At 64.4% G+C, this 26,809-nt stretch carries 23 protein-coding genes; 14 read left to right on the plus strand and 9 right to left on the minus strand.

Annotated elements, in window-relative coordinates:
- Nucleotides 1–1,350 carry an aspartate aminotransferase family protein gene (locus JQ587_RS08115; RefSeq protein ID WP_212424962.1) on the minus strand — a complete coding sequence of 450 codons (1,350 nt, stop codon included), beginning with the start codon at nt 1,348–1,350 and terminating at the stop codon, nt 1–3.
- Between the two features lie 3 nt (nt 1,351–1,353).
- Entirely contained in the window at nt 1,354–2,226 is an 873-nt protein-coding gene (locus JQ587_RS08120; RefSeq protein ID WP_212297988.1) for a MurR/RpiR family transcriptional regulator, read from the minus strand.
- Nucleotides 2,227–2,313: 87 nt separating this feature from the next.
- Here JQ587_RS08120 and JQ587_RS08125 point away from each other — a divergent pair, with 87 nt between their 5' ends.
- Nucleotides 2,314–3,501, plus strand: coding sequence for an amino acid ABC transporter permease (locus JQ587_RS08125; protein ID WP_212424963.1), 1,188 nt, complete (start codon nt 2,314–2,316; stop codon nt 3,499–3,501).
- Between the two features lie 2 nt (nt 3,502–3,503).
- Nucleotides 3,504–4,610 (plus strand): amino acid ABC transporter permease, encoded by a 1,107-nt coding sequence (locus JQ587_RS08130; RefSeq protein ID WP_212297990.1) that lies wholly within the window; start codon nt 3,504–3,506, stop codon nt 4,608–4,610.
- A 185-nt stretch (nt 4,611–4,795) separates the two neighbouring features.
- Here the strand turns inward: JQ587_RS08130 and JQ587_RS08135 are convergent, their stop codons facing one another.
- Both JQ587_RS08135 and JQ587_RS08140 read right to left on the minus strand, forming a co-directional pair.
- A complete protein-coding gene (locus tag JQ587_RS08135; RefSeq protein ID WP_212424964.1) occupies nt 4,796–6,214 on the minus strand; it encodes an amidase in 1,419 nt (472 codons plus the stop codon).
- Nucleotides 6,215–6,362: 148 nt separating this feature from the next.
- Nucleotides 6,363–7,139, minus strand: coding sequence for an SDR family oxidoreductase (locus JQ587_RS08140; RefSeq protein ID WP_212424965.1), 777 nt, complete (start codon nt 7,137–7,139; stop codon nt 6,363–6,365).
- A gap of 156 nt (nt 7,140–7,295) precedes the next feature.
- On the opposite strand from JQ587_RS08140, the gene JQ587_RS08145 reads away from it, so the two are divergent.
- A complete protein-coding gene (locus tag JQ587_RS08145; RefSeq protein WP_212424966.1) occupies nt 7,296–8,369 on the plus strand; it encodes a tartrate dehydrogenase in 1,074 nt (357 codons plus the stop codon).
- Nucleotides 8,370–8,429: 60 nt separating this feature from the next.
- Here JQ587_RS08145 and JQ587_RS08150 read toward each other — a convergent pair whose 3' ends face one another.
- The 4 genes from JQ587_RS08150 to JQ587_RS08165 form a co-directional block, all read right to left on the minus strand.
- Entirely contained in the window at nt 8,430–9,503 is a 1,074-nt protein-coding gene (locus JQ587_RS08150) for a malate/lactate/ureidoglycolate dehydrogenase (RefSeq protein WP_212424967.1), read from the minus strand.
- 11 nt (nt 9,504–9,514) lie between these two features.
- Nucleotides 9,515–10,426: an NAD(P)-dependent oxidoreductase gene (locus tag JQ587_RS08155; protein ID WP_212424968.1), complete on the minus strand. Its 912-nt coding sequence runs from the start codon at nt 10,424–10,426 to the stop codon at nt 9,515–9,517.
- Nucleotides 10,427–10,438: 12 nt separating this feature from the next.
- The gene (locus tag JQ587_RS08160) at nt 10,439–11,689 is read right to left on the minus strand and encodes a Zn-dependent hydrolase (RefSeq protein WP_212297996.1); all 1,251 of its coding nucleotides are present in this window, start codon (nt 11,687–11,689) and stop codon (nt 10,439–10,441) included.
- 121 nt (nt 11,690–11,810) lie between these two features.
- Nucleotides 11,811–12,728, minus strand: a complete 918-nt coding sequence (locus JQ587_RS08165; RefSeq protein ID WP_212297997.1) for a LysR family transcriptional regulator — start codon at nt 12,726–12,728, stop codon at nt 11,811–11,813.
- Between the two features lie 119 nt (nt 12,729–12,847).
- Between JQ587_RS08165 and JQ587_RS08170 the strand changes: the two genes are divergently transcribed.
- The 6 genes from JQ587_RS08170 to JQ587_RS08195 all read left to right on the plus strand — a co-directional run bounded on the left by JQ587_RS08170 (nt 12,848) and on the right by JQ587_RS08195 (nt 18,422).
- On the plus strand, nt 12,848–13,663 hold the full coding sequence (locus JQ587_RS08170) for a putative hydro-lyase (protein ID WP_212297998.1): 816 nt from the start codon (nt 12,848–12,850) through the stop codon (nt 13,661–13,663).
- Nucleotides 13,664–13,748: 85 nt separating this feature from the next.
- Nucleotides 13,749–14,993 carry an ABC transporter substrate-binding protein gene (locus JQ587_RS08175; protein ID WP_212424969.1) on the plus strand — a complete coding sequence of 415 codons (1,245 nt, stop codon included), beginning with the start codon at nt 13,749–13,751 and terminating at the stop codon, nt 14,991–14,993.
- Nucleotides 14,994–15,144: 151 nt separating this feature from the next.
- The gene (locus JQ587_RS08180) at nt 15,145–16,023 is read left to right on the plus strand and encodes a branched-chain amino acid ABC transporter permease (RefSeq protein ID WP_212425051.1); all 879 of its coding nucleotides are present in this window, start codon (nt 15,145–15,147) and stop codon (nt 16,021–16,023) included.
- Nucleotides 16,023–17,006, plus strand: a complete 984-nt coding sequence (locus tag JQ587_RS08185) for a branched-chain amino acid ABC transporter permease (RefSeq protein ID WP_212298000.1) — start codon at nt 16,023–16,025, stop codon at nt 17,004–17,006. The genes JQ587_RS08180 and JQ587_RS08185 overlap by 1 nt, the downstream gene beginning before the upstream one ends.
- A complete protein-coding gene (locus JQ587_RS08190) occupies nt 17,003–17,734 on the plus strand; it encodes an ABC transporter ATP-binding protein (protein WP_212298001.1) in 732 nt (243 codons plus the stop codon). Before JQ587_RS08185 ends, JQ587_RS08190 begins: the two co-directional genes overlap by 4 nt.
- Entirely contained in the window at nt 17,718–18,422 is a 705-nt protein-coding gene (locus JQ587_RS08195) for an ABC transporter ATP-binding protein (protein WP_212424970.1), read from the plus strand. Before JQ587_RS08190 ends, JQ587_RS08195 begins: the two co-directional genes overlap by 17 nt.
- Nucleotides 18,423–18,607: 185 nt before the next feature.
- Here JQ587_RS08195 and otnC read toward each other — a convergent pair whose 3' ends face one another.
- Entirely contained in the window at nt 18,608–19,294 is a 687-nt protein-coding gene (gene otnC, locus JQ587_RS08200; protein ID WP_212424971.1) for a 3-oxo-tetronate 4-phosphate decarboxylase, read from the minus strand.
- Between the two features lie 105 nt (nt 19,295–19,399).
- Between otnC and ltnD the strand changes: the two genes are divergently transcribed.
- From ltnD to JQ587_RS08225, 5 genes are all read left to right on the plus strand, one after another.
- On the plus strand, nt 19,400–20,317 hold the full coding sequence (gene ltnD, locus JQ587_RS08205) for an L-threonate dehydrogenase (RefSeq protein WP_212298004.1): 918 nt from the start codon (nt 19,400–19,402) through the stop codon (nt 20,315–20,317).
- A 13-nt stretch (nt 20,318–20,330) separates the two neighbouring features.
- Nucleotides 20,331–21,113: a 2-oxo-tetronate isomerase gene (gene otnI / locus JQ587_RS08210; RefSeq protein WP_212298005.1), complete on the plus strand. Its 783-nt coding sequence runs from the start codon at nt 20,331–20,333 to the stop codon at nt 21,111–21,113.
- Nucleotides 21,110–22,399: a 3-oxo-tetronate kinase gene (otnK, locus tag JQ587_RS08215; RefSeq protein WP_212424972.1), complete on the plus strand. Its 1,290-nt coding sequence runs from the start codon at nt 21,110–21,112 to the stop codon at nt 22,397–22,399. The genes otnI and otnK overlap by 4 nt, the downstream gene beginning before the upstream one ends.
- Nucleotides 22,400–22,558: 159 nt before the next feature.
- Nucleotides 22,559–24,250 carry a methyl-accepting chemotaxis protein gene (locus JQ587_RS08220; RefSeq protein WP_212424973.1) on the plus strand — a complete coding sequence of 564 codons (1,692 nt, stop codon included), beginning with the start codon at nt 22,559–22,561 and terminating at the stop codon, nt 24,248–24,250.
- Nucleotides 24,251–24,429: 179 nt separating this feature from the next.
- Entirely contained in the window at nt 24,430–26,622 is a 2,193-nt protein-coding gene (locus JQ587_RS08225; protein WP_212424974.1) for a methyl-accepting chemotaxis protein, read from the plus strand.
- Nucleotides 26,623–26,809 lie beyond the last annotated feature (187 nt).

Below are 26,809 nucleotides of genomic sequence, written 5' to 3' on the forward strand. Positions count from 1 at the left end.
TCAGTGATTGACACTACGCAACACGTTGTCGACGGCCGTGCCGAGCTTGTCGACGATCTGGTCGATCTCATCTGCCGAAGCGATATAGGGCGGCGCCAGCAGTACGTGGTCGCCGCGGATGCCTTCCACGGTGCCGCCGCCGGGATAGCAGCCGAGCCCGTTGGCGAAGGCTTCCGCCTTGATCTTCTGGTTCAGCTTGAGTGCAGGATCGAACGAGGTGCGGCTGGCGCGATCAGCGACGAGCTCGATCGCCCAAAACAGGCCGCGGCCCCTGATATCGCCGACATGTTGGTGATTGCCGAAGCGTTCGGTCAGCCGCTGCTCGAGCTGCCTCCCGCGCTGCTTGACCTGCTCGAGCAGATTGTCCTCGCGGATCACATCTTGCACCGCGAGCGCCGCTGCGCAGGCGAGCGGATGGGCAAGATAGGTGTGACCGTGCTGGAAGGCGCCGGAGCCTGAGCGGATGGTGTCGATGATTTTGCCGCTCGCCAGCATCGCGCCGATCGGTTGGTAGCCGCCGCCGAGCCCCTTGGCGATCGCCTGGATATCAGGGGAGATGCCTTCTTGCTGCCACGCGTGCGTGGTGCCGGTGCGGCCCATGCCGCACATCACTTCGTCGAGGATAAGCAGGGCACCGTAGCGGTCGCAGATCTCGCGCACCGCCTTGAAGTAGCCGTCTGGCGCGGTCACCGCGCCGGCGGTGGCGCCGACGACCGGCTCGGCGAGGAACGCGGCGACGGTGTTGGGGCCAAGCCGCACAAACTCTGCTTCGAGCTCAGCCGCGAGCCGCGCCACGAACTGCGCATCGGATTCACCGTCGTGCTTCTCGTGATAAGCGAAGGCCGGCGTCACGTGGCTGAAGGCGGCGGAGAGCAGCGGCGCATAGGGCGCGCGGCGCCACGCGTTGCCGCCGGCGGCGAGCGCGCCGAGCGTGTTGCCGTGATAGCTCTGCCGCCGCGCAATGAAATGCTGCCGCTGCGGCTCGCCGCGCTCGATGAAATATTGCCGCGCGAGCTTGATGCTGGCCTCGATCGCTTCCGACCCGCCGCTGACGAAATAGGCGTAGGCGAGGCCGCCCGGCTCGTGGCCGACCAGAGTCTCGGCGAGCGCCTCGGCCGGCTCGGACGAGAAGAAGGCGGTGTGGGCATAGGCCAGCGTCGAAGCCTGCTTCGCCATCGCCGCGATCACGCGCGGATGCTGATGGCCGAGGCAGGAGACGGCCGCGCCGCCGGAGGCGTCGATCACACGTCGTCCGTCCTCGGCAAAGAGATAGACGCCTTCGCCGCCGATCGCCTTGGGTGGCGTCTCTCGCAGCGAGCGGTGCAGCACGCGGCTGGTGCGGGTGCCCATGGATCAACCTTTCTCTGAGACGTAAGTGGAGGCCGCGGCGAGCCGGGCCTCGGTGTTCTGAAGGCGCTTCTTCGCGGTCGTGCCGCCGAGCGAAAACGTCACCGCGGCCAGGGACTGCGCAATTGCGAGCGCTCCGGTGAGGCTCGGGAAGAAGCCGGGCGAGGAAGCCGCTTCGAACAGCAGCACATGGTCGGCGCCCTCGGCCATCGGAGCGGCCGCGCTGTCCGCGATCGCGACCAGCGTCGCGCCAGCGTGATGAGCGGCCTGGGCGACGCGGACGCTCGCATGCGTATAGGGCGAGAAACCGAAGACGATGACGGCTTCGCCGGGGCGGAAGGCGCCGAGATCGAGATCGTCCGGGCCGGACGCGCCGACGAGTTGAACTTGCTCGGCACGAAACAACCGTAATTCGTAGTTCAGCAGTTCGGCAACGCTGCGGCAGCTGCGATAACCGGAGATCCAGATCCGTTTGGCGTCATGCAGTGCGCGGGCCGCCTCTGCGATGGCGTGGGCGGAGATGCGCGGCAGGCCGGCGGCCTCAGCCTCGAGCTTGTCGGTGATGAGCGCGACGTCCGCGTCCGGGCCGTGGCGGCGGCTTTTGGCGCGAGCCGAGAAGGGCGAGGTCTGCGACGGCCGCCGCGCCTCCGTCAACGCGGCGCGCAATTCGTCCCAGCCGGAATAGCCGATGGCTTTGGCAAGCCGCGTGAATGCGGCGGGATCGGCGCCGGCCTCTGCCGCGAGGTCGCGCATCGAACGGGTGGTGGCGTCGTAATCATTGGCCGCGACGAAACGCCCGACCTCCTGCAAGCGCAGGGGGAGCGATGGCAACGCAATGCGGAGGTCGCTCAAAGGCGAGGATCTTGCGGGCTCGGCCATGAAACATTTGTTGCATGGATCAGAGTTTGGTGCAACAGTTGACGTGCGCCGCCGGAAATCGCTGCTCTCTGGAAGGATTTTTGTGCCGTGACCTCTGATGCCCCCAGGCCACCGCCGCGCCGCAGCTTTTTCGGCGCGCTCGGGCCGAACGAATTAAAGGGCTTGTTCTGGCAGGTGCTGGTGGTCGGCATCGCGGTCGCCGTCATCGTCTTCCTCTGGTCCAACACCGTCACCAACCTCTCGGCCCGCCGTATCACCACCGGCTTTGCCTTTCTCGGCCGCGAGGCCGGGATGCCAATCGCCGACAGCCTGCTCGCGTACAATCCGAGAGACAGCTACCTCTGGGCCTTCGTCGTCGGTGTCGCCAATACGCTACGCGTCGCGGTGATCGGCATCGTGCTCGCGACCATCCTGGGGACGCTGATCGGCATCTCTCGGCTTTCGGCGAACTGGCTGCTGTCGCGGCTCGCCGCCGTCTATGTCGAGGTCCTGCGCGACATCCCGCTGCTGCTTCAGCTCTTGTTCTGGTACGTTCTGATGCAGGCGCTGCCGGCCGCACGTGCCGCGTGGCGGCCGGTCGAGGGTATTTTTCTTTCCAACCGCGGCCTGATCCTGCCGGCGATTCCGGTTGGCTCACCGCAGCTCTGGGTGCTCGGCACGGCCGTGCTGGGCTGTGCCGCATTCTACATCATTCAGCAGCGGCTGGTCGCCCAGCAGATGCGTGACGGCAAGCCGCGGCGGGCGTGGCCTCTTGCGGTTGGTCTTATTGTCGTGCTGCCGGCGGCGGTGTCGGTGCTGCTCGGCGTGTCCTGGAAGATCGAGTGGCCGGAATTGCGCGGCTTCAACTTCGTCGGCGGGCTGACGCTCGCGCCGGAATATTTTGCGTTGTTGATCGCGCTTGTCACCTACACTTCGGCCTTCATCGCCGAGATCGTGCGCAGTGGCATCCAGTCGGTGCCGCGCGGGCAGTGGGACGCCGCCAGCGCGCTCGGCCTGCGCCGCAGCTTCATGCTGCGACAGATCATCCTGCCGCAGGCGCTGCGCGTGATCGTGCCGCCGATGACGAGCCAATATCTCAACCTGACCAAGAACTCCTCGCTCGCGGTCGCGATCGGTTACCAGGACGTGGTCTCGATCGCCAACACGACGCTGAACCAGACCGGGCAGGCGATCGAGGCGATCGCGCTGATCATGGCGGTGTTCCTGACCATCAGCCTCGGCATCAGCTTCTTCATGAACTGGTACAATGCGCGCATCGCGCTGGCGGAGCGCTGAGCATGACCGCGATTACCGACATGCCGGACGTGCCGCGCGCCGCCCGCCGCCCGCAAATCGGCAATCCGGTGCTGCGCTGGCTGCGCACCAACCTGTTCTCGTCGATCCCGAACGGCATTCTTACAGTCGTCCTGCTGGCGGTGCTGGCGAAAGGCGTGATCAGCTTCGTGCTATGGGGCATTGCCAATGCGGTGTGGATCACGCCGGCCAATGATTCCAGCGCCTGCAAGGCGGTGCGCGGTCTTGGCGCCTGCTGGGCCATCATTCCCGAGAAGTACCGCTTCATCCTGTTCGGCACCTATCCGTTCGACGAGCAGTGGCGGCCGGCGCTGTCCGTCGTGCTGTTCATCGCCCTGTTCTATCTCTCCACCCGCCGCGCCCTGTGGCGGCGCGAGCTGGCCTATCTCTGGATTGGCGCGCTGGCGCTGATCAGCGCGCTGATGTGGGGCGGGGTGTTCGGGCTCTCCTTCGTCTCGCAGGACCGGTGGGGTGGCTTGCCGGTCACGTTGATCCTGGCGACGTTCGGATTGGCGTTCGGTTTTCCGCTCGGCATCCTGGTTGCGCTCGGCCGTCGCTCAAAGCTGCCGGCGATCCGGTCGCTTTCGGTGCTCTATGTCGAACTGATCCGCGGCGTGCCGCTGGTCAGCCTTCTGTTCATGGCGAGCGTGATGTTTCCGCTGTTCATGCCCAGCGGATTCAACATCGACAAGCTATTGCGGGCACAGATCGCGATCATTTTGTTCGCGGGCGCGTATCTTGCGGAGGTGATCCGCGGTGGTCTCCAGGCCGTGCCGCGCGGGCAATACGAGGCTGCCGACGCGCTGGGGCTGTCCTATTGGAGGAAGCACCGGCTCGTTGTCCTGCCGCAGGCGATCCGCCACGTCATTCCGCCGCTGGTCAACACCTTTATCGCGTTCTTCAAGGACACCAGCCTGGTGCTGATCATCGGCATCTTCGACCTGCTGACGACGGCCAAGACCGCGATCATCGATCCGGCCTGGCAGCAGTTTTCAGTCGAGGTCTATATTTTCGTCGCCGCGATCTATTTCGCCTTCTGCTTCGCGATGTCGCGCTATAGCCGGAGCCTGGAGGCGACGGGCGGGAGGTGATCTTCCTTCTCCCCTTCTGGGAGAAGGTGGCGTGAAGCGCCGGATGAGGGGTTCTATCGTCAAATTCAGGCGGTGAGAGTCCCTTGTGGAGAGATACCCCTCACCCGTCTCGCCGCTTCGCGGCGAGCCACCCTCTCCCACAAGGGCAAGGGGGAGGGTGCGGCGGAGCGCGCGGCGGAGAGCGATTACTTCTTCACCCGCGGATCGATCGGCGTCTGCCCCCGCAGGCCAAGAATGTCCTCGAGCAGCATCGCACCCGCGATCACCTGCGCATCCGCGCGCGGCGCGCCGACGACCTGCACGCCGACCGGAAGACCCGAATTCGCGAAGCCGCAGGGCAGCGACAGCGACGGGCAGCAGGCGAGCGTGATGGCGTAGACGATGCCGAGCCATTCGATGTAGTTCTCGAACTTCTTGCCCGCGCATTCGGCGACATAGCGGTTCTCGATCGGGAAGGGCGGGACGATCGTGGTCGGCGTCAGCAACAGATCGTAGGTCTTGAAGAATTCGACCGCGCGCGCAGTCATGCCGACGCGCTGCGCCTCGGCGCGCGCGAGCTGCTCGACGGTGAGCTTGAGGCCCTCTTCGATGTTCCAGATCACTTCGGGCTTGAGCAGATCGCGCTTGGTACGCAGCAGATTGGCCTTGGTGATGGCGAAATCGAAGGCACGCAGCACGTGGAAGCATTCATGCGCCTCGCGCCAGTCCGGATGCGCCTCCTCGACGATCGCACCGGCCTCTGCAAATCGTTCGGCCGCCTTGCGGGTGATCGCTTTGACCTCCGGGTCGACAGGGGTGATGCCGAGATCTGGCGAATAGGCGATGCGCTTCGGCTTCTTGCCCGATTGAGCCGCTGACAGGAAGGAGGTCGCAGGCGCCGGCAGCGACAACGGATCGTCCGCATAGTCACCGCTCATGGCGTCGAGCAGCAGCGCCAGGTCCTCGACGTTGCGGGCCATCGGCCCGGCGACGCCGAGATTGCGATCGACGCCCGACTTGGGGGTATGGGCAACGCGGCCGATGCTCGGCCGCATGCCGACGATACCGCAGAAGGCTGCGGGGCTGCGCAAGGAGCCGCCCATGTCGGAGCCTTGTGCGAGCCAGGCCATGCCGGTCGCAAGCGCCACCGCTGCGCCGCCGGAGGAGCCAGCGGCCGATTTGGACGTATCCCAGGGATTGAGCGTCGCGCCGAATACTTCGTTGAAGGTGTTGGCGCCGGCGCCGAATTCCGGCGTGTTGGATTTGGCGTAGACGACCGCGCCGTTGGCCTCGAGATTCTCGACCATGAGGTCGGACGTGGCGGAGATGTTGTCCTTGAAGATCGGCGAGCCCTGCGTGTTCAACACGCCCGCGACATCAGTCAGGTCCTTGATCGGCACCGGAAGGCCCGCCAGCAATCCGCGGGCACCGGCCGGCTTCTGCATCAGCGCCTTGGCGTTGTCCCGCGCCCGATCAAAGCAAAGCGTCGGCAGCGCGTTCACCTTGCCGTCGACCTCCTTGACGCGCTTTTCCACCGCGTCCAGCAGCTCGAGCGGAGAGACGTCGCCGGAGCGCAGCTTGTCGACGACGACGCAGGCGGTTTCGCGGATCAGGTCTTCAGACAATTATTTTACTCCTACCTCTGGATTGTCATTCCAAGGCGCCCAAAGGGCGACCCTGGAATCTCGCGGTTCTCTCAGGTGCGCAATTGCGCACCGTAGTTCGATGCGTTGCATCGCCCCGGAACGGCGATGCTTAAGAACTTTGGAGCAGTTAGCCCCATCCCGCGCTGATGCCGCCGTCCACCGTGTAGATGACGCCCGACGTATAGCCCGCGCGATCCGAGGCCAGGAACGCCATGAGGTCGCCGATCTCGCGCGCATGCGCGGGGCGGCCAAGCGGCAGACTCTTCTGGAATTCCTTGTAACGGGTCTCGTCGCCGAACTGGTGCTTTGCCCGTGTCTTCAGCAGCGTGACGTGGCGGTCGGTGCCGACCGGTCCAGGATTGATGCCGACCACACGGATGTTGTCGGCGAGGCTTTTGCCTCCGAGCGCGCGGGTGAAAGCCATCAGCGCGGCATTGCCGGCGCTGCCGCAGATGTAGTTGGCGTCGAATTTCTCGCCGGCGGCACCAATGTCGTTGACGATGACCCCGCCGCCCCTGGCCTTCATCTGGGTGTAGATCTGCCGCGTGAGGTTGATGTAGCCGAACACCTTCAATTCCCAGGCGTGGCGCCAGGTGGCCTCGTCGATCTTGTCGATGGAGCCGCCGGGAATGTCGCCGGCATTGTTGACGAGCACGTCGATGTCAGCGGCCTCCTTGGCTAGCCGCACGACATCCTCGGCCTTGCGCAAATCCACGACGCTCGTCGCGGCATCGATCTGGTGCGCCGAGCGCAAGCGATCGGCCAGCGCCTCGAGCTGATCGCCGCTGCGGGCGGCGAGCAGGAGATGGGCGCCTTCCTCGGCAAACGCCTCGGCAGCAGCTGCGCCAATGCCCCTGGACGCGCCTGTGATCAGGACGCGCTTGCCACGCAAATGCAGATCCATGTGAGGTACTCGCAGGAGAGGAACACGGATGAAACCAGTAGGCGCTCGCCCGCGCCATGGTCAACATTGCAGTGCAGCGTTGCACTGCCGCCGTGTTTGGTCCATTGCAGAGCCATCAGAAGGCGGCGGCTGCCGGACCCAACAAGGACGTTCTCGATGAGCAAGAAACAATACCGGATCGCAGTCATTCCCGGTGACGGCATCGGCAAGGAAGTGATGCCCGAGGGCATGCGCGTCTTGGAGGCCGCGGCGAAGAAGCACGGCGCGTCGCTGCAATTCGATCATTTCGACTTCTCGTCCTGGGACTATTACGAGAAGCACGGCCAGATGATGCCGGATGACTGGAAGGAGAAGATCGGCAAGCACGACGCGATCTATTTTGGCGCGGTCGGCTGGCCGGCCAAGATTCCGGATCACGTCTCGTTGTGGGGATCGCTGATCAAGTTCCGCCGCGAGTTCGACCAGTACGTGAATTTGCGCCCGGTGCGGCTGATGCCCGGCGTGCCGTCGCCGCTGGCCGGCCGCAAGCCCGGCGATATCGATTTCTGGGTGGTGCGCGAGAACACCGAAGGCGAATATTCCTCGGTCGGCGGCCGCATGTTCCCGGACACTGACCGCGAGTTCGTGACGCAGCAGACGGTGATGACCCGCACCGGCGTCGACCGCATTCTGAAATTTGCCTTCGAGCTGGCGCAGTCGCGGCCGAAAAAGCATCTGACCTCGGCGACGAAGTCGAACGGCATCTCCATCACCATGCCCTATTGGGACGAGCGCGTGGAGGCGATGGCGAAGAAATTTCCGGGCGTGAAGTGGGACAAGTACCACATCGACATTCTGACCGCGAACTTCGTGCTGCATCCGGATTGGTTCGACGTCGTCGTCGGATCCAACCTGTTCGGTGACATCCTGTCCGACCTCGGTCCGGCCTGCACCGGCACCATCGGCATCGCGCCGTCGGGCAATATCAACCCCGAAGGCGATTTCCCGTCGGTGTTCGAGCCGGTCCACGGCTCGGCGCCCGATATCGCGGGGCAAGGCATCGCCAACCCGATCGGCATGATCTGGTCGGGCGCGATGATGTTGGAGCATCTCGGCGAGAAGGAAGCTGGCAAGTCGATCGTCGAGGCGATCGAACGCACGCTGGCGGAGCGCACGCTGCGCACCAAGGACCTCGGCGGCAACGCCGATACGACGGCGTGCGGCAAGGCCGTTGCCGATATGGTGGATTAAAGCGCGCTGCTAGCCAAATGGTCGTCCCGGCCTTCGCCGGGACGACATCGACGATTTCGTTCAGCCCGCGATCTTCTCGATCGCGGCCTGGTCCAGCCCGAACTTCTTCCCGGCCTCAAGAATCTCCTGCCAGGTGGTCGGGTCGACCGGAATGCCTTCAGCGAGGCGCTTCCTCTTGGTCTCGCGTTCGGGCTCGCCGGCGATCCTGACCTTGTCGACGCCGGGGCCGGGAGGCGAGCCGGTGTGCCAGGCGACGAAGCTCTCGACTTCGCGCGCCAGGTTTTCGCCCGTGCCGAGCTTCTCCGGATCGATGACGATCGAGAGCATGCCGTTCAGGACGTTGTACTTGCCGTCAGACGGGCCCTTGACCACCTGTCCGCCGGAGAGCGCGCCGCCGAGGATTTCGCACACCAGCGCGAGTCCTGAGCCCTTGTGCTCGCCGAACGGCAGGATGGCGCCGTGCGGCGGGATCACGGTGTAGCGCGGATTGACGGTGGGCTTGCCTTCATTGTCGATGATGGTGCCGGGCTCGAGCTCGACGCCCTTGTTGTGGGCGACGCGGGTCTTGCCCTGCGCGATCCGGCTGGTGGCGAAGTCGAGCACGATCGGCTCTTTCCCCCTGCGCGGGATGCCGACGCAGAACGGGTTGGTGCCGTGGCGCGCATCGCTGCCGCCCCAGGGCGCCACGATCGGGCGCGAGATCACGTTGACGAAGTGGATCGAGACCAGCCCATGCTCGATGCACTGCTCGGCCCAGTGGCCGATGCGGCCGATATGGTGCGAGTTGGAGAGGCCGACGAGGCACACGCCGTTACGCTTGGCGCGCTCTGCCGCCAGCTCCATCGCTTCGTGACCGATCACCTGGCCGTAGCCGGTGAGGCCATCGAGGGTGAGAAGCGGACCGGTATCGAGCACGATCTTGACGTGCTGGTTCACGGCAAGGCCGCCGTTGGTGACGCTCTGGACATAGCGCGGGATCATGCCGACGCCGTGGGAGTCGTGGCCCTTGAGGTTCGCTTCCACGAGGTTCGTGGAGACGAGCTCGGCTTCACGGTCGGTAGATCCACCGGCCCTGACGATGGCGCTGACGGCGTTGATGAGCGATTCTGCCTTGATCGTGCGGTAGTCGGCCATTGTTGTTGCTCTTATCCTTTGACGATCCGGCGGCAATGGACCCATGCCGCTTCAATCAGGTTCTCACTCGCCTCCGGCGTGCGGAAGGCGGAATGAGCCGACAGTGTCACGTTCGGAATCTTCGTGAGCGGATGGTCTGCCGGCAGCGGCTCGATATTGAAGACGTCGAGACCGGCATGGCGGATGTGGCCCGACTTCAGCGCGTCGATCATCGCCTGCTCGTCGACGATGGCGCCCCGCGCGGTGTTGATGAAGACGACGCCGGGCTTCATCTTGGCGATCTTTTCGCGCGTGATCATGCCGCGCGTCTCATCGTTCAGCAGCAGGTGCAGCGACACGACGTCGCTTCTCGCCAGCAGTGTCTCGAGATCGGTGAACTCCACGCCGGGATGAGTCTTCGGCGATCGATTCCAGGCGATGACCTTCATGCCGCTGCCGGAGGCGATGCGTGCCACCTCGGCAGCAATACCGCCGAAGCCGATCAGGCCCAGCGTCTTGCCGGTGAGCTGCATGCCATCCTCGCGCAGCCAGTGACCGGCGCGCATCTCGCGGTCCATCATCGCGATGACGCGGGCCGAGGCCCACATTAGTGCGATCGCGGATTCCGCGACCGCCGTGTCGCCGTAGCCCTTGATCAGATGCACGGAAATGCCGAGCTCTGCGAGTTCTTCCGGGTTCATGTAGCTCCGCGCACCGGTGCCGAGGAATACGACGTGCTTGAGCCCTGTGCACTTCTTTGCAACGTCGGTCGGCAACGCGGTGTGGTCGACGATCGCAATCTCGGCGCCATCGAGAACGTCCGGATATTGCTCGGGCTTGATGTCGGGGTCCCTGTGAATCCGCACCTTGGGATCGCCGGGCCTCTCCAACCGCTCCATGATCGCAGCGAGGGCTTCATTGGCGTCGACGAAAACTCCACGCATGTCTGTCTCCGATCAGGATGCGACGCCGGCGATCGCCAGCACGGTGTGCATCAGCACGTTGGTGCCCGCGGCGCAGTCGGGCTGCGTGGCATCTTCCAGCTCATTGTGGCTGATGCCGTCCTTGCAGGGCACGAACACCATGGCCGCCGGCATGACGGTGTTGAGGTTGCAGGCGTCGTGACCGGCGCCGGAAGTGATGCGGCGAGAAGAATAGCCGAGCGTCTTTGCGGCGTTCTCGACCGCTGCGATGAGCTTGGGGTCGAAATGCGTCGGCGGTTTGCGCCAGACCAGGTCGATCCCGACCTCGACCTTGCGGCGCGCGGCAATCTCGGCAATGGCGGCACGAAGGTCGCGATCGAGTGCGTCCATGATGGCACCGTCCGCGCTGCGGCAGTCCATCGTGAAAGCGATCTCGCCGGGAATGACGTTGCGCGAGGGGTTCGCGATCACGGCCTCGCCAATGGTGCCGACCGCGTTTGGTCCGTGTTTCCTGGCGATGGCTTCCATCGCAAGCACGATTTCGGACAGCGTCGCCAACGCATCACGCCGCAGCGGCATCGGTGTCGAGCCTGCATGGCTCTCGAAGCCGGAAATCTTGCCGTCGTACCAGAGCACGCCCTGGCCGGAATCGACCACGCCGATGGTCTTGCCCTCGGCTTCGAGGATCGGACCCTGCTCGATGTGGAGTTCGACAAAGCAGCCGAGCTTCTGGAAACCAACGGGCTTGTCGCCGCGATAGCCGATGCTGTCGAGCGCCTGGCCGACGGTGGTGCCGTCGATATCCTTGCGTGAGAGAATGTCGTCGGTGGTGAAATCGCCGACGTAAGCCGCGGACGCCATCATCGCCGGCGCAAAACGCGAGCCTTCCTCGTTGGTCCAGTTGACGACGCAGATCGGCGCCTCGGTCTCGATGCCGGCGTCGTTCAGCGTGCGGATCACTTCGAGCGCGCCGAGCGTTCCCAGAATGCCGTCATACTTGCCGCCGGTCGGCTGGGTGTCGAGATGCGAGCCGATGCCCACGGGCAGCTTCGACATGTCGCGGCCCTTGCGCAGGCCGAACTGCGAGCCGAGCGCATCGACATGAACTTCCAGGCCGGCTTCCTCACAGGCCTTCCGGAACCAGTCACGCACCTGCTTGTCTTCGCTGCTGAGTGTCAGCCGCCGTACACCGCCCTTGACCGTCGCGCCGAATTGCGCGGTCTCATGGATGGAGCCCCAGAGGCGGGCGGAATCGATTTGCAGGTTGGTCGCGGCTCGGCTCATGCGTCGTTTCCATTTGTCGCTGTCATTCCGGGGCGCCCGTAGGGCGAACCCGGAATCTCGAGATTCCGGGTTCTCGCTTTGCGAGCCCCGGAATGACGTTGAAGGTTGTCCGGCGCCTTTTTCAATGACGCGCCGGCGCGGGCGCGTCAACCGCGAGGCTGCTCTGCGCAATCTGACAGGCAAGCTCGGCGACGCGCTGCACCGCGACGACGTCCGGCGAAGCGAGCCAGCTTGCCGTGAATGTCAGTGGTGCGATTTCCAGATCGGTGTCGAGCAATTGCAGCCGGCCGTCGGCGAGCTCGTTCTCGACGATGGCGTCGGGGATCACGGCGATGCCAAGGCCTTCCACCGCCATGTGGATGACGGTTGCGAGCGAAGCCGACGCATGGAGACGGATCGGCGGCAATTCCGGCCGATCGAACACCTCGCGCACGACCTCGTAGGGCCTGGTCTTGCGCGGGAAGGTGATGATCGGAAACCGCGCGATATCGGCGGGTGTGACCGGGCCATGGCCGAGCCCGAGTGATGGGCTCGCGAGAAAGCCGATCGGGTAATCGGCGAGCGCGCGGTTGTGTACGCCCGAGGCCGATAGCGGTCCGACCACGAACGCAAGTTCGATCTCCTGCGCGAGCAATCGCGCGGTGAGGTTCGGCGTGATGTCGACCTCGATTTCCAGCGACAGGTTTGGGTAGAGCTCGTTGACGCTCTTCACCAGCCGCGGCAGCCAAGTATGCACGATCGTCTCGGCAACGCCGAGCCGCATCACGCCGCGCATCGCCGAACGATCGCCGATCTCGGCCATCATTGCAGCGCGCAGGCCGATCAGCTTTTCGGCGTAGACCATCATCTGCCGGCCGCTCGGGGTGGGCGAGGCCACGCGATGATCGCGGTTCAGAAGCTTGACGCCCATCTCGCGTTCGAGCTGGGCGATGCGCTGGGAGATTGCCGGCTGGGTCGTATTGAGCCGGGCCGCGGCGCCTCGGAAGCTGCCGAGCTTGACAACCCAGAGGAAGGTTTCGATCGACCTGAAGTCCAGCATTGGAAGGATTTCCCCAATCGATAAAATAGATTTATCGATATCGATTAGAAAGGAAGATTAGACTTTATAGCACGCTTGGTGTTGGCTGTCTTTGTCGAGTTTATAGGCAGGTCGATCGCATGACTGTTTTGGTGGCAACGCAGCAAACTGAAACGCCCGACACGCTCCCGAGCCGTCAGGCCCGGCTCGCCTATCGCAGCGGCCAGGTCGGCTCCACTGCGGGCGTTGCTCCCGGCTTCGTCCAGGGCAATCTGGCGATCCTGCCGGCGGAATATGCCGGCGCCTTTCACCGCTTCTGCCAGCTCAATCCGAAGCCGTGCCCGATCATCGGCATGTCCGACGTCGGCAGCCCGCATATCCCCGCGCTCGGCGCCGACCTCGACATCCGCACCGATGTGCCGCGCTACCGCGTCTGGCGCGACGGCGAAGTCGTCGATGAGCCCACCGACGTGACCAAGCATTGGCGCGACGATCTCGTGACCTTCGTGCTCGGCTGCTCGTTCTCGTTCGAGGAGGCGCTGCTCGACGAGGGCATGCCGATCCGTCACATCGAGGAGAATGTGCGGGTGCCGATGTATCGCACCAATATCGCGTGCGGCGAGGCCGGCCCGTTCGCAGGCCCGATGGTCGTCTCCATGCGTCCGTTCAAGCCGGCCGATGCGATCCGCGCGGTGCAGATCACCTCGCGCTATCCCGCCGTGCACGGTGCGCCCGTGCATCTCGGCCATCCGCACCTGATCGGCATCACGGATATCGCCAAGCCTGACTATGGTGATCCCGTCCCTGTCGCCGACGACGAGATCCCGGTGTTCTGGGCCTGCGGCGTGACGCCGCAATCGGTGATCAACGCCGCCAAGGTACCATTCGCAATCACGCATTCGCCCGGCTTGATGCTGGTGACGGATCTGAAGAACAGGAACATGGCCGTGATTTAGTAGGCAGCGTTTGCTGCTTCTTCGGGCTTTACGCAGTTTGCCAATCGTTTCATTCGATACGCGCGAATAAAAGGGGACTTTGCCAATGACCATCACTCGCCGCGACGTTCTGCTCGGAGCCACCGCCGCTGCCGCGCTGCTGCCGCTAGCCGCGCGCGCGCAAACTTCCGAGGTGCTGATCGGCGCGACCTATCCCCTGTCGGGTGCCGGCGCGCAAGTCGGCGTCGATGCGCAGCGCGCATTCGAGACCGCAATCGACATCATCAACAACGATCAGGATTTCGATCTTCCGCTGGCAAAGGGCGTCGGCTTGCCGGGCCTCGGCGGCGCCAAGATCCGCATGGTGTACGCCGACCACCAGGGCGACCCGCAAAAGGGACGCGCCGAAGCCGAGCGGCTGATCACCCAGGAGAAGGTCTGCGCGGTGCTCGGCTCCTATCAGAGCGCGGTCGCGGTCACGGTCAGCCAGATCTGCGAGCGTTACCAGATCCCGTTCCTGTCGGCGGACAATTCCTCGCCGAGCCTGCATCGCCGCGGACTGAAGTACTATTTCCGCGCTTCGCCGCATGACGAGATGTTCTCGGCCGCGATGTTCGATTTCCTCGACTCGATGAAGAAGAAGGGCGTCAAGGCCGACACGCTGGCGCTGTTCCACGAAGACACGATCTTCGGCACCGACTCCGCCAACGCCCAGACCAAGCTCGCAACCGAGCGCGGCTACAAGATCGTCGCCGACATCAAGTACCGCGCCAACTCGCCGTCTTTGTCTGCCGAAGTCCAGCAGCTCAAGGCCGCCAACGCCGATGTGTTGCTGCCCTCGAGCTACACCACGGACGGCATCCTGCTGGTCAAGACGATGGCGGAGCTTGGCTACAAGCCGAACGCGATCCTGGCCCAAGCAGCCGGCTTCTCCGAAAAGGCGCTGTACGACGCCGTCGGCGACAAGCTCGAAGGCGCGATCACGCGCGGCAGTTTCTCGCTCGATCTTGCCGCCAAGCGGCCGATGGTCGGCAAGATCAACGATCTGTTCAAGGCGAAGTCGGGCAAGGACCTCAACGACAACACGTCGCGGCAGTTCATGGCGATGATCGTGATTGCGGACGCCATCAACCGCGCCAAGTCGACCGACGGCGAGAAGATCCGCGATGCGATGGCTGCAACCGACATTCCGGGCGAACAGACCATCATGCCCTGGAAGCGGGTCAAGTTCGACGACATGGGTCAGAACAACGACGCCGATCCGGTGCTGCTGCAGTATATCGGCGGCAAGTTTGTCACCATCTTCCCGTCGCAGGCGGCGGTTGCCGAAGCTGTCTGGCCGATGAAGTGAGGATGGATCGGGAGCTCGGACGATAGCTCCCGATCCTGGTCCTGCGGAGGAAGACGGAGCCCACGTCGGGAGAGGCGAGGGCGGCCCGTCCTTTGCGATGCGCGTTCGATGACGCCCCTCGGGGTGAGAGCTTTTCTGGGGGGACAAGTTGCTGACAGTCGAAACAATTGTCCAAAGTCTCGCGAGCGGCCTCTTGATGGGCCTGCTCTACGGACTGATCGCCGTGGGCCTCGCGCTGATCTTCGGCCTGATGGACGTCACGAACTTCGCCCATGGCGAGTTCCTGATGATCGCGATGTACGCGTCCTTCTTCCTGTTCACGTTCTTCGCCATCGATCCCTTGCTCTCGGCGCCGCTGGTCGCGGCGGCGATGTTCGTGTTCGGAGCGGTGGTCTACCTGTTGATTGTACGCTTCGCCATGCGGGCCAAGGCCAATGCCGGCATGGTGCAGATCTTCACTACCTTCGGCCTGGCCATCGTGATGCGCGGACTGGCCCAGCTGTTCTTCACGCCGGACTATCGCAGCATTCCGCAATCATGGCTCGGCGGCAAAACCGTCTCCGTTGCAGGTATTTTCCTGCCGGAGCCGCAGCTGGTCGGCGCGCTGGTCTCGATCGCGGCCTTTGCCGGCCTCTACTTCTTCATCCACCGCACCGATTTCGGCCGTGCGCTGGAAGCCACGCGTGAAGATCCCGGTGCGGTCGCGCTCGTCGGTATCGACAAGAATCGCGTGTTCGCGTTCGGTTGGGGCCTTGGCGCTGCGCTTGTCGGTCTCGCCGGTGCGATCATGGCGGTGTTTTTCTACATTTATCCCGACGTTGGCGCGTCCTTTGCGCTGATTGCCTATGTCACGGTGGCGCTCGGCGGCTTTGGCAGTGTGTTCGGCGCTTTTGCCGGCGGCATCATCGTCGGGCTGGTTGAAGCGATGACTGCCCTGATGCTGCCGCCCTCACTGAAGTCGGTCGGCATCTATGCGGTCTACCTGCTCGTTGTCTTCATTCGGCCGCGTGGCCTGTTCGGGTCGATGTGATGGACAAGAATTATGCCGCGCGGCGTCGCCGCGATCTCGTCATTGCCGCGGTGCTGGCCGCGCTGGCCGCGCTCGCGCCGCTGTTCGTCAAGAACGTCTATATCCAGAACATCCTGGTCCTGACCTTGATGTATGCGGCGCTGTCGCAGAGCTGGAACATCCTCTCCGGCTATTGCGGGCAGATCTCACTGGGCCACGCTCTCTATTTCGGCATCGGCGCCTACACCACTGAGCTCCTGTTCACGAAGTTCGGCGTGCTACCCTGGTTCGGCATGCTTGCGGGAGGCATGATCGCGGCTGTCATCGCGATGGGGCTCGGCTATCCCTTCTTCCGCCTGCGCGGCCATTACTTCGTGATTGCCACCATCGTCATCGCCGAGATCGGCCTGCTGCTGTTCCAGAACTGGGAATGGGCGGGAGCTGCGATGGGGATCACCATTCCGGTGCGCGGCGACAGCTGGCTGAAATTCCAGTTCATGCGCAGCAAGCTGCCGTATTTCTATTTCGCGCTGGCGCTGTGCTGCCTCGCCTGGTTCGTCACCTGGTGGCTGGAGGACTCCAAATGGGGCTTTTGGTGGCGCGCGGTGAAGGACAATCCGGAAGCGGCCGAGAGCCTTGGCGTCGTCGTGTTCAACTCCAAGATGGGCGCGGCCGCAGTCTCCGCTTTCCTCGTCGCCGTCGGCGGTGCGTTCTATGCTCAGTTCCTCGCCTATATCGATCCTGAGAGCGTGATGGGCTTCCAGTTCTCGCTGCTGATGGCGCTCCCGGCCGTGCTCGGCGGTATCGGCACCCTCTGGGGTCCCGTGCTGGGGGCGGCCATCCTGATCCCGATGACGGAGCTGACGCGCTCGTATATCGGAGGTTCAGGCCGCGGTGTCGATCTCATCGTTTATGGCGCGTTGATCGTAGCGATCTCACTGGCTTTGCCGCAGGGGCTGGTGAGCCTGTTCTCCCGTTCAAAAGCAAAAGGAGCGACGCGATGACCGCGCTTCTTGAAACCCGCGGCGTGTGGCAACGCTTTGGCGGCCTCGTTGCCAACAGCGACGTCTCGATTTCGGTCGGCCGTGGCGAGATCGTCGGCCTGATCGGTCCGAACGGCGCCGGTAAGTCGACGCTGTTCAATCTCATCGCCGGCGTGCTGCCGCCGACGCAGGGCTCGATCTGGTTCGACGGTGAGGATGTGACGGCGATGCCCGCAGCCGAGCGCTGCCAGCGCGGCGTAGGGCGCACCTTCCAGGTCGTCAAGAGCTTCGAGACCATGACGGTCATCGACAACGTCATCGTCGGTGCGCTGGTGCGCAACACCGTGATGCGGGTGGCCCGCCGCAAGGCGCATGAGGTGCTGGAGTTCACCGGGCTAGCCGCGCGTGCCGACGTGCTCGCAAGCGACCTGGTGCCGGCCGAGAAGCGCCGCCTTGAAGTCGCCCGCGCGCTTGCGACCGAGCCAAAATTGTTGCTGCTCGACGAAGTCCTCACCGGCCTCACGCCGACCGAGGCGCAGACCGGTGTCGCGCTGGTGCGCAAGGTGCGCGATGCCGGCATCACCGTGCTGATGGTCGAGCATGTCATGGAGATCGTGATGCCGCTGGTCGACCGCGCCATCGTGCTCGACCTCGGCAAGGTTCTGGTCGAGGGCAAGCCCGCCGACGTCGTCCGCGATCCCAAGGTGATCAAGGCATATTTGGGAGATCGTCATGCTGTCGGTGCATGAAGTCACGACGGCCTATCAGGGCCTGGTCGCGATCTCGGCGGTCAGTATCGAGGTTACCAAGGGCGAGATCGTCTGTGTCGCCGGTGCCAACGGCGCCGGCAAGTCGACGCTGCTCAAATCGATCGCCGGTGCCGAGCGCCCGCGCTCGGGCACCGTGACCTTCGACGGCAAGCGGCTCAACGGCATGGCGCAGCACCACATCACGGCCGCCGGCATCGCCTATGTGCCGGAGAACCGCCGCCTGTTTCCGCGCCTGTCGGTGCGCGACAATCTTCGCCTCGGCAGCTATCTCTACCGCGGCGAGGCCGATCGCGAGGCGCCGCTCGATCTCGTCTTCAAGCTGTTTCCGCGCCTGTCGGAACGCCTCGAGCAGCGCGCCGAGACGCTCTCCGGCGGCGAGCAGCAGATGCTCGCGATCGGCCGCGCGCTGATGACGCGCCCGCGGCTGTTGATGCTGGACGAGCCCTCGCAGGGCATCATGCCGAAGCTGGTCGACGAGATCTTTCAGGCGGTGAAGCTGATCCGGGATTCCGGCATGACCGTGCTGATCGTGGAGCAGCGCATGGCCGAGTGCCTCGAGATCGCCGACCGCGCCTACATCCTGCAAACCGGCCGCGTGCTGATGCAGGGCTCGGCGGCGGAGATCAGGGGCAATCCGGACGTGCGGAAGGCGTATCTGGGATTGTAGGCGCAACGAGTGGAGCAAGCTTCGCCGACGCACTCGGTGTCATCGCCCGACCTTGATCGGGCGATCCAGTATTCCAGAGACGTCAGAGCGGTACGGATAAGCTGCGGCGTACTGGATTCCGCGCTTTCGCGGGGAATGACAGCGGTGGGTGAGGCGGCGCTGGTGCGTTCATGACACCACGGTACCTAATGCCCGTGCCCATGCTCCGGCAACGTCACCCCGAACACCTTCACCAGATCGTTCACCTGTTCCGGTGACAGATACCGCGGGTTCAACCCGCGCAGCAGGAGATACAGCTTCGCCGTCTCCTCCAGCTCCTCCGTCGCGAACACCGCGGCTTCGAGCGTGTCGCCAGCGACCACCGGGCCGTGATTGGCGAGCAGCACGGATGAATATTTTCCGGCGAGCCCCTTGATTGCGTCTGCGACTGCGGGATCGCCGGGGCGATAATAGGGCACGAGCGCGGTGGCGCCGCACTTCATCAGATAATAGGCCGTCATCGGCGGCAGCGCGGCGCGCGGGTCGATCTCGGGCAGCATCGAGAGCGCGACCGAATGGGTGGAATGCAGATGCACGATCGCCCGCGCATTTCCGCGCGTATCGTAAAGTGCGGTGTGCAGCGGAACTTCCTTGGTCGGGGCGTCGCCCGAAACCAGCCGGCTCTGATTGTCCAGCCGTGACAGCTTTGCGGGGTCGAGGAAACCGAGCGAGGCGTTGGTCGGCGTCACCAGCCAGCCGCCGCCATCCAGCCTGACGCTGATATTGCCGGAGGACCCGGGCGTCAGCCCGCGCTCGAACAGGGACCGTCCGAACCGGCAGATATCCTCACGCAGCCTTGTCTCGTTGCTCGTTTCAGTTCTCATGGCCGTCATGTCCGCTTGTCTCACGCTTTGGCACCGCGGCCAAGCCGTGTTATTCGGGTTCGCGAGCCGCCGCGAAGGCCGGCCGTCCAGGAAACGTACGCAAGGGTTAGTTGCATGTCTGCCTCCATCTCGCAAAACCAGCACATCGCCGTCATCGGGCTTGGCTCGATGGGATATGGCATGGCGACATCGCTAAAGCGGGCCGGCCACGCCGTTACCGGCTGCGACGTTTCGGCCGATGCTGTCGCGCGTTTCGTGAAGGACGGCGGCGCTGGCGCCGCGACGCCGGCCGAGGCGGCCAAGGCGGCCGACATCGTCGTCAGCGTCGTCGTGAATGCCGTGCAGACCGAAGCGATCCTGTTCGGCAAGGACGGCGTCGCCGAGACCCTGCCGAAGGATGGCGTCTTCATCTCCTCCGCGACCATGGATCCCGACGTGGCCCGGCGCCTCGCCAAGCAGCTGGAGGCGACCGGCCGGCATTACCTGGATGCGCCGATCTCCGGCGGTGCGCAGCGCGCGGCGCAGGGCGAGCTGACGATCCTCGCTTCGGGCAGCCCGGCTGCCTTCGCCAAGGCGCGCCCGGCGCTCGATGCGATGGCGGCAAAGCTCTATGAGCTCGGCGATGCTGCGGGGCAGGGTGCCGCCTTCAAGATGATCAACCAGCTGTTGGCCGGCGTGCACATCGCTGCCGCCAGCGAAGCGATGGCGTTCGCGGCCAAGCAGGGTCTCGATATCCGCAAGGTCTACGAGGTGATCACGGCCTCCGCCGGCAATTCCTGGATGTTCGAGAACCGCATGCCGCACGTGCTCGACGGCGACTACACGCCCCGCAGTGCGGTCGATATCTTCGTCAAGGACCTCGGCATCATCCAGGACATGGCACGCACGGCGAAATTCCCGGTGCCGGTTTCCGCCGCAGCCCTCCAGATGTTCCTGATGACATCGGCGGCCGGCATGGGCCGAGACGACGATGCGTCGGTGGCGCGCATGTATGCGCAGGTCACCGGCGTCAAGCTTCCCGGCGACAAGTAAAAGAGGATTTCCAATGCCCCGTTTTGCCGCCAATCTCTCGATGATGTTCACCGAGGTGCCGTTCCTCGATCGCTTCGATGCGGCCGCGAAGGCCGGATTCAGCGCCGTCGAGTTTCTCTTTCCCTATGAGCATCCGGTCGAAGCGGTCGGCGAGCGGCTCAAGCGCAACGGCCTGACCCAGGCGCTGTTCAACCTGCCGCCCGGCGACTGGAACGCCGGCGAGAAGGGTTTTGCGGCGCTGCCTGCGCGCTTCAATGATCTCAAGGCGAGCCTGGAGACGGCACTGCCTTATGCCAAAGCCACCGGCGTCAAGCGCCTGCATTTGATGGCCGGCATCGCCAACCGCGGCGAGCGTGTCGCAATCGAGGCGTTCTATAAATCAGTGGCCTGGGCTGCGGAATTCTTCGCGCCGCACGGCATCGATATCGTGCTCGAGCCGATCAATGCGCGCAACGTGCCCGGCTACTTCCTCAACGATTTCGGTTTCGCACGCGACCTGATCCAGGAGTTGCGCCTTCCGAACCTGAAGCTGCAGTTCGACATCTATCACTGCCAGATCATCCATGGCGACGTCACCATGCGGCTGCGCGAGATGATGCCGATCATCGGCCACATCCAGATCGCCAGCATTCCCTCGCGCAACGAGCCCGACGGCGAGGAGCTGAACTATCCGTTCCTGTTCGAGGAGCTCGACCGTCTCGGCTATGCCGGCTTCGTCGGCTGCGAATATAATCCGCGCGGCAAGACCAATGATGGGCTCGCCTGGTTCAAGCCCTATGCTGGAGTGAAGCCGTGAGTCTCGCAGCGAAAATTTCTCTTGGCTGCATCGCCGACGACTACACCGGCGCCTCCGATCTCGCCAATACGCTGACGCGCGCGGGCCTGCGCACGGTGCAGACCATCGGCGTGCCGGCTGACGATCTCGCGCTGCCCGAGGTCGATGCCGTCGTGGTGTCCCTGAAGAGCCGTTCGATCGAGGCGGGTCTTGCGGTGTCGCGCTCGCGCGCGGCCGAGAAATGGCTGCGCGGGCGCGGCGCGGGCCACGTGCTGTTCAAGATCTGCTCGACCTTCGATTCCACAGATGCCGGCAATATCGGGCCGGTGATGGACGCGTTGCGCGCCGATGGCGGCGAGGCTGTCGTTCTGGTGACGCCGGCTTTCCCGGAGACCGGCCGCACCGTCTACCAGGGCAATCTGTTCGTCGGCGCCGTGCCGCTGAATGAGAGCCCGCTCAAGGATCATCCGCTCAACCCGATGCACGATTCCAACCTGGTGCGGGTGCTGGCGCGCCAGAGCGGGACGCCCATCGGCCTCGTCGATCTCGCAACGGTCACGCGCGGCACGGACGCCGTGCGGGCGCGCCTGGCCGAGCTTGCAGGCAAGGGCATTGGCGCCGCGATCATCGACGCCGTGTTCGACCGCGATCTCGAGACCATCGGCCTCGTTGCTGCCGGACATGGATTATCGGTCGGTGCTTCCGGCATCGGCTTGGGGCTGGCGCGGGCGATGGTATCGACCGGAAAAGTGCGATCGGCCGCGACGGGGGCAGAGGCGAGTGCCGCAGTCGGCGGACCGGCGGCATGCCTTGCCGGAAGCTGCTCGCAGGCGACGCTTGCGCAGATCGCGAACGCTGAACGTGTCATGCCGGTGTTGCACCTCGATTCTGCGCAAATTGTCGCAGGCGCAAGCGAGGCCCAGCGCGCGCTCGCCTGGGCCAGACCGCGGCTGGCCGAAGGTCCGGTTCTGATCGCCTCGAGTGCGACGCCGGATCAGGTCTCAGCACTTCAGGCGCGCCACGGCCGCGACGCAGCCGGGCATGCGATCGAGCAGGCCATGGCCGACATCGCCGAAGGCCTGGTGCAGGCGGGCGTCCGGCGCCTGATCGTTGCGGGAGGCGAGACGTCCGGCGCCGTGGTCGACCGATTGAGGATTCCCGGCTTTCTCGTGGGGGTGGAAATCGCGGCGGGCGTGCCGGTGTTACGCGCGGTCGGCGCAGCCGCAGGAGAGATGTTGCTCGCGCTGAAGTCCGGAAATTTCGGCGGGGCGGAGTTTTTCACGGACGCGCTTAGGCTCATGCGCTGAGCGCAGGGCATTCTTAGCTGCCTGTTCATCTCTTTCGGGCTCCGTACTCGTACGGAGTCGTAGTCGACGTCTGCCCAGATGCCTGACGTCGGTGCTGCTCCCTTTGGTTGATTCGTAAACTCCCGGACGCGAGCCGCGCCAGCACAACGAGACCCGATTATGTTCGCCAAGATCTCCATCCGCGCCAAGATCATCAGTGTCGTGGCGTTCCTGCTGGTTGCCATGGCCGGCATGGGCCTGCTCGCCGTTATGAAGATGCGGTCGATGAATGCCAACACCACCGACATCACCACGAGCTGGATGCCGAGCGTGCGGGTGCTGGGCGAGCTTCGGGCCGCGGTCATCACCTATCGCAACGTCGTTCGCGAGCACATGCTGTCCGAGACGCTGGATGACAAGCTCGCGGCAGAGAAAACCGCGGCAACGGTGACGGAGGCCTTGGCCAAGAGCCGAAAGACCTACGAGACGATGATCACCTCGCCCGAAGAGAGGGCGCTCTATGAGGAGTGGTCGAAATTGTGGGCCGAGTATCAGAAGGGTGCCGAAGACGTCATGGAATTGTCGCGCATGGAGGCGGGCAAGGTCCCGCACGGATCCCATGAGCTGAATACCAAGACGGTCAACAAGATCGGTCTGAGATCCGACGAGGTCCTGGCGAAAGACATCGAGCTCAACACCAGAGGAGGCGACCAGGCAGCCAAGGACGCCGCCGACAGCTACTACTATGCCTTCATGTTGGTCTCGATCATCCTCGGCGCCGCCGTCATCGTCGGCATCGGCGTCGGCTTCTATCTGGTTCACGACGTTTCCAGCGGCATCAACTCCATCATCGAGCCGATGCAGGCGCTGGGTAAGGGTGACCTTTCCGCCGAGGTCCCGCATCGCGGCGAGAAGACCGAGATCGGCGCCATGGCCGACGTGCTCCAGATATTCAAGGAGGCGCTGATCGCCAAGAAAGCCGCCGATGAGGCCGCGGCCGCGGATGCCGAAGCCAAGATCGAGCGCGGCCACCGCGTCGACAGCATTACTCGCGAGTTCGAAACGATGATTGGCGAGATCGTCCAGACCGTGTCGTCGGCTTCCACCCAGCTCGAAGCCTCGGCCTCGACGCTGACGTCGACTGCCGATCGCTCGCAGAGGCTGGCGACCACGGTTGCCGGTGCTTCGGAGGAAGCCTCGACCAACGTGCAGTCGGTGGCTTCGGCCACCGAGGAAATGGCTTCGTCGGTTGGCGAGATCAGCCGTCAGGTGCAGGAATCGGCGCGGATGGCTGGTGACGCCGTCGGCCAGGCGCGCGCGACCACCGATCGCGTCAGCGAATTGTCCAAGGCAGCTTCGCGCATCGGCGATGTCGTCGAGCTGATCAATACCATTGCCGGCCAGACCAACCTGTTGGCGCTGAATGCCACCATCGAGGCGGCCCGCGCCGGCGAAGCCGGCCGCGGCTTTGCGGTGGTCGCCTCCGAGGTGAAGGCGCTCGCCGAGCAGACCGCGAAGGCGACCGGCGAGATTGGCCAGCAGATCTCCGGCATCCAGGCGGCGACAAATGACTCGGTTGGCGCGATCAAGGAGATCTCCTCGACGATCGAGCGTCTGTCGGAAATCTCGTCGGCGATCGCTGCGGCAGTCGAGGAGCAGGGCGCAGCCACCCAGGAAATCGCCCGCAACGTGCAGCAGGCCGCGCAAGGCACCCAGCAGGTCTCCTCCAACATCACCGACGTGCAGCGCGGTGCGACCGAGACCGGCACGGCCTCCTCGCAAGTGCTGTCGGCGGCGCAGATGCTGTCGAATGACTCGAGCCGGCTCAAGACCGAAGTCAGCAAGTTCCTGACCAACGTGCGCGCCGCATAGGGCCGCACCTTCCGGTATCCATTTACGCAAAGGGCGGCGCCATCGGCGCCGCCCTTTGCTTTTTGGGCAAGCGTCCGGGCATGCGGACATATTTTTCACGTGGGTCCTACGGTTCCAAATCTTTACGGGTTCCGAACCCTGCGAATCCTAACTGATCGCAATGTTTCGGAGACTCAATCGTGAAGCTGCTTTCATTTTCTGCCATTCGCTCCATCCAATTGAAGATCGCTCTGATCGCCGGACTCTGCCTCGCGGTCACCTGTGTCGTTCTGATCGGCTACGGCCTGTTCTCGACGCAGAGCATGAACCAGTACGTGACCCGCGAGGTCATGCAACTGGTCGACCAGCAGACCAAGGAGAGCCTGATGAACCGGGCCTCCACGGAAGCGAACGCCATCAAGGCCGAGCTGGAGGTCGGGTTCGACGCGGCGCGGACCACGGCGCATGCCTTCGCGACTTTGGCAGACGAGAAGACAGGCACTCCCATTGCGGCGCGGCGGGCCCAATTCAACGCGCTGCTCCGCCACGTGCTCGAGCTCAATCCCGCCTTCAACGGCACCTACTCCGCCTGGGAGCCCGGTGCGCTGGATAACGACGACGTGTCGTTCAAGGGACGCAAGGAGGTTGGATCGGACAATACCGGCCGCTTCCTGCCGTACTGGACCCGCAATGCCAACGGCGATATCGCGGTCCAGCCGCTGGTCGAGTACGACAGCAGCGAGCGGCATCCCAACGGTCTCGTGAAGGGGGCCTGGTACATCAATCCGAACACGACGGGTAAGGAGAATATCCTCGGTCCGCTGCCTTACATCGTTCAGGGTAAGGCCGTCTTCCTGGCCACCATGTCGGTTCCGGTCGTGATCGGCGGCAAGTTCCGCGGCGTTGCCGGCGCCGACTACAATCTCGACTTCGTCCAGAAGCTCGCCGTGAAGATCAACGGCTCGCTGTTCGAGGGCAAGGGCAAGGTCGCGATCCTCAACGATACCGGTCTGATCGTCGCCAACAGCGCCAACCAGGACGTGATCGGCAAGAACGCGTCGGAAGCCGACGCGCGCTGGAGCGAGAGTCTCGCCATCATCAAGGCCGGCAAGAGCACGGCGCAGGACGATCCCAAGTTCGCCAATATCGACATCTATGCGCCGATCCGCTTCGGGTTCACCGAGAATGCCTGGTCGGTCGTGATCTCGATCCCGCGCGACGTCGTGCTGGCGTCCGCGCGCCAGCTGGATGCTTCGCTGAGCGCCCGCGCGACGTCGAGCACGTTCTGGCAGCTCGGCGTCGGCCTCGTGATCGTGCTGGCGGCGATCTTCCTGATCTCGTTCGCCGCGCGCAAGATCGCGCGGCCGATCCAGGATTGCGCCAATTTCGCCGACGGCATCGCCAAGGGCGATTTCAATCAGCAGCTCGAGATCGATCAGGCCGGTGAAGTCGGTCGGCTCGCGACGTCGCTGAGCTCGATGCAGGGCGACATCAAGCGCAGCATCGAGCAGCGCGCCCAGGACCAGGCTGCAGCCGATCGTGAGCGCAAGCGGACCATGAACGAGCTGGCCGACAGCTTTGAAGCGCAGGTCGGCGGCATCGTCGAGACGGTGTCGGCGGCATCCGGTGCGCTGGAGAGCTCGGCCGGAACGCTCAGCTCGACCGCCGAGCGGGCGCAACAACTCACCAAGGTGGTTGCCGCCGCGTCCGATCAGGCGTCGGGCAACGTGCAGTCGGTGGCTTCGGCGACCGAGGAGATGGCTTCGTCGGTCGGCGAGATCAGCCGTCAGGTCCAGGAATCGGCGCGGATGGCGAGCGACGCGGTCGGCCAGGCACGCGCTACCACCGAGCGTGTCAGCGAATTGTCCAAGGCGGCTGCCCGCATCGGCGACGTCGTCGAGCTCATCAACACCATCGCGGGCCAGACCAATCTGCTGGCGTTGAACGCCACCATCGAGGCGGCCCGCGCCGGAGAGGCCGGCCGCGGCTTCGCGGTGGTCGCCTCCGAAGTGAAGGCGCTCGCCGAGCAGACCGCGAAGGCAACCGGCGAAATCGGCCAGCAGATTTCCGGCATTCAAGTGGCGACCAACGACTCCGTCGGCGCCATCAAGGAAATCTCCTCAACCATCGAGCGCCTCTCTGAGATCTCGTCGGCGATTGCCGCCGCGGTGGAAGAGCAGGGCGCCGCGACCCAGGAGATCGCCCGCAACGTGCAGCAGGCGGCGCAGGGTACGCAGCAGGTCTCGTCCAACATCACCGACGTACAACACGGCGCGACTGAGACCGGAACGGCCTCCTCGCAGGTGCTGTCGGCGGCGCAAATGCTGTCGACCGACAGCGCCCGGCTCAAGAACGAAGTCAGCAAGTTTCTGACCAACGTCCGCGTGGCCTAGCACTTCACACGACAGGCCGATCAACCGACGAGCGGCGCAGAAGGCGCCGCTCGATTCGTTGTGCCGGTCCCGGCGCAGATGTTGTCGCGTGACAGCAGCCGCCTCAAGCTCGAGGTCGGCAAGTTCCTGAACTCCGTCGCGCCGCCTGAGCGGAAACGTAAGCAGGCGGATTGCGACTTTGGCGTCA

Source organism: Bradyrhizobium manausense (assembly GCF_018130615.1).
GTDB lineage: Bacteria > Pseudomonadota > Alphaproteobacteria > Rhizobiales > Xanthobacteraceae > Bradyrhizobium > Bradyrhizobium manausense_A.

Excerpts from the sequence above, each read along its gene's own strand:
- JQ587_RS08175 (WP_212424969.1), top strand. The coding sequence starts at position 13,749 with ATGACCATCACTCGCCGCGACGTTCTGCTCGGAGCCACCGCCGCTGCC.
- JQ587_RS08150 (WP_212424967.1), bottom strand. The coding sequence starts at position 9,503 with ATGGCCGACTACCGCACGATCAAGGCAGAATCGCTCATCAACGCCGTC.
- JQ587_RS08195 (WP_212424970.1), top strand. The coding sequence starts at position 17,718 with ATGCTGTCGGTGCATGAAGTCACGACGGCCTATCAGGGCCTGGTCGCG.
- JQ587_RS08165 (WP_212297997.1), bottom strand. The coding sequence starts at position 12,728 with ATGCTGGACTTCAGGTCGATCGAAACCTTCCTCTGGGTTGTCAAGCTC.
- JQ587_RS08190 (WP_212298001.1), top strand. The coding sequence starts at position 17,003 with ATGACCGCGCTTCTTGAAACCCGCGGCGTGTGGCAACGCTTTGGCGGC.
- JQ587_RS08160 (WP_212297996.1), bottom strand. The coding sequence starts at position 11,689 with ATGAGCCGAGCCGCGACCAACCTGCAAATCGATTCCGCCCGCCTCTGG.
- otnI (WP_212298005.1), top strand. The coding sequence starts at position 20,331 with ATGCCCCGTTTTGCCGCCAATCTCTCGATGATGTTCACCGAGGTGCCG.
- JQ587_RS08120 (WP_212297988.1), bottom strand. The coding sequence starts at position 2,226 with ATGGCCGAGCCCGCAAGATCCTCGCCTTTGAGCGACCTCCGCATTGCG.
- JQ587_RS08155 (WP_212424968.1), bottom strand. The coding sequence starts at position 10,426 with ATGCGTGGAGTTTTCGTCGACGCCAATGAAGCCCTCGCTGCGATCATG.
- JQ587_RS08140 (WP_212424965.1), bottom strand. The coding sequence starts at position 7,139 with ATGGATCTGCATTTGCGTGGCAAGCGCGTCCTGATCACAGGCGCGTCC.
- otnC (WP_212424971.1), bottom strand. The coding sequence starts at position 19,294 with ATGACGGCCATGAGAACTGAAACGAGCAACGAGACAAGGCTGCGTGAG.
- JQ587_RS08145 (WP_212424966.1), top strand. The coding sequence starts at position 7,296 with ATGAGCAAGAAACAATACCGGATCGCAGTCATTCCCGGTGACGGCATC.
- JQ587_RS08115 (WP_212424962.1), bottom strand. The coding sequence starts at position 1,350 with ATGGGCACCCGCACCAGCCGCGTGCTGCACCGCTCGCTGCGAGAGACG.
- JQ587_RS08220 (WP_212424973.1), top strand. The coding sequence starts at position 22,559 with ATGTTCGCCAAGATCTCCATCCGCGCCAAGATCATCAGTGTCGTGGCG.
- JQ587_RS08185 (WP_212298000.1), top strand. The coding sequence starts at position 16,023 with ATGGACAAGAATTATGCCGCGCGGCGTCGCCGCGATCTCGTCATTGCC.
- JQ587_RS08170 (WP_212297998.1), top strand. The coding sequence starts at position 12,848 with ATGACTGTTTTGGTGGCAACGCAGCAAACTGAAACGCCCGACACGCTC.
- ltnD (WP_212298004.1), top strand. The coding sequence starts at position 19,400 with ATGTCTGCCTCCATCTCGCAAAACCAGCACATCGCCGTCATCGGGCTT.
- JQ587_RS08130 (WP_212297990.1), top strand. The coding sequence starts at position 3,504 with ATGACCGCGATTACCGACATGCCGGACGTGCCGCGCGCCGCCCGCCGC.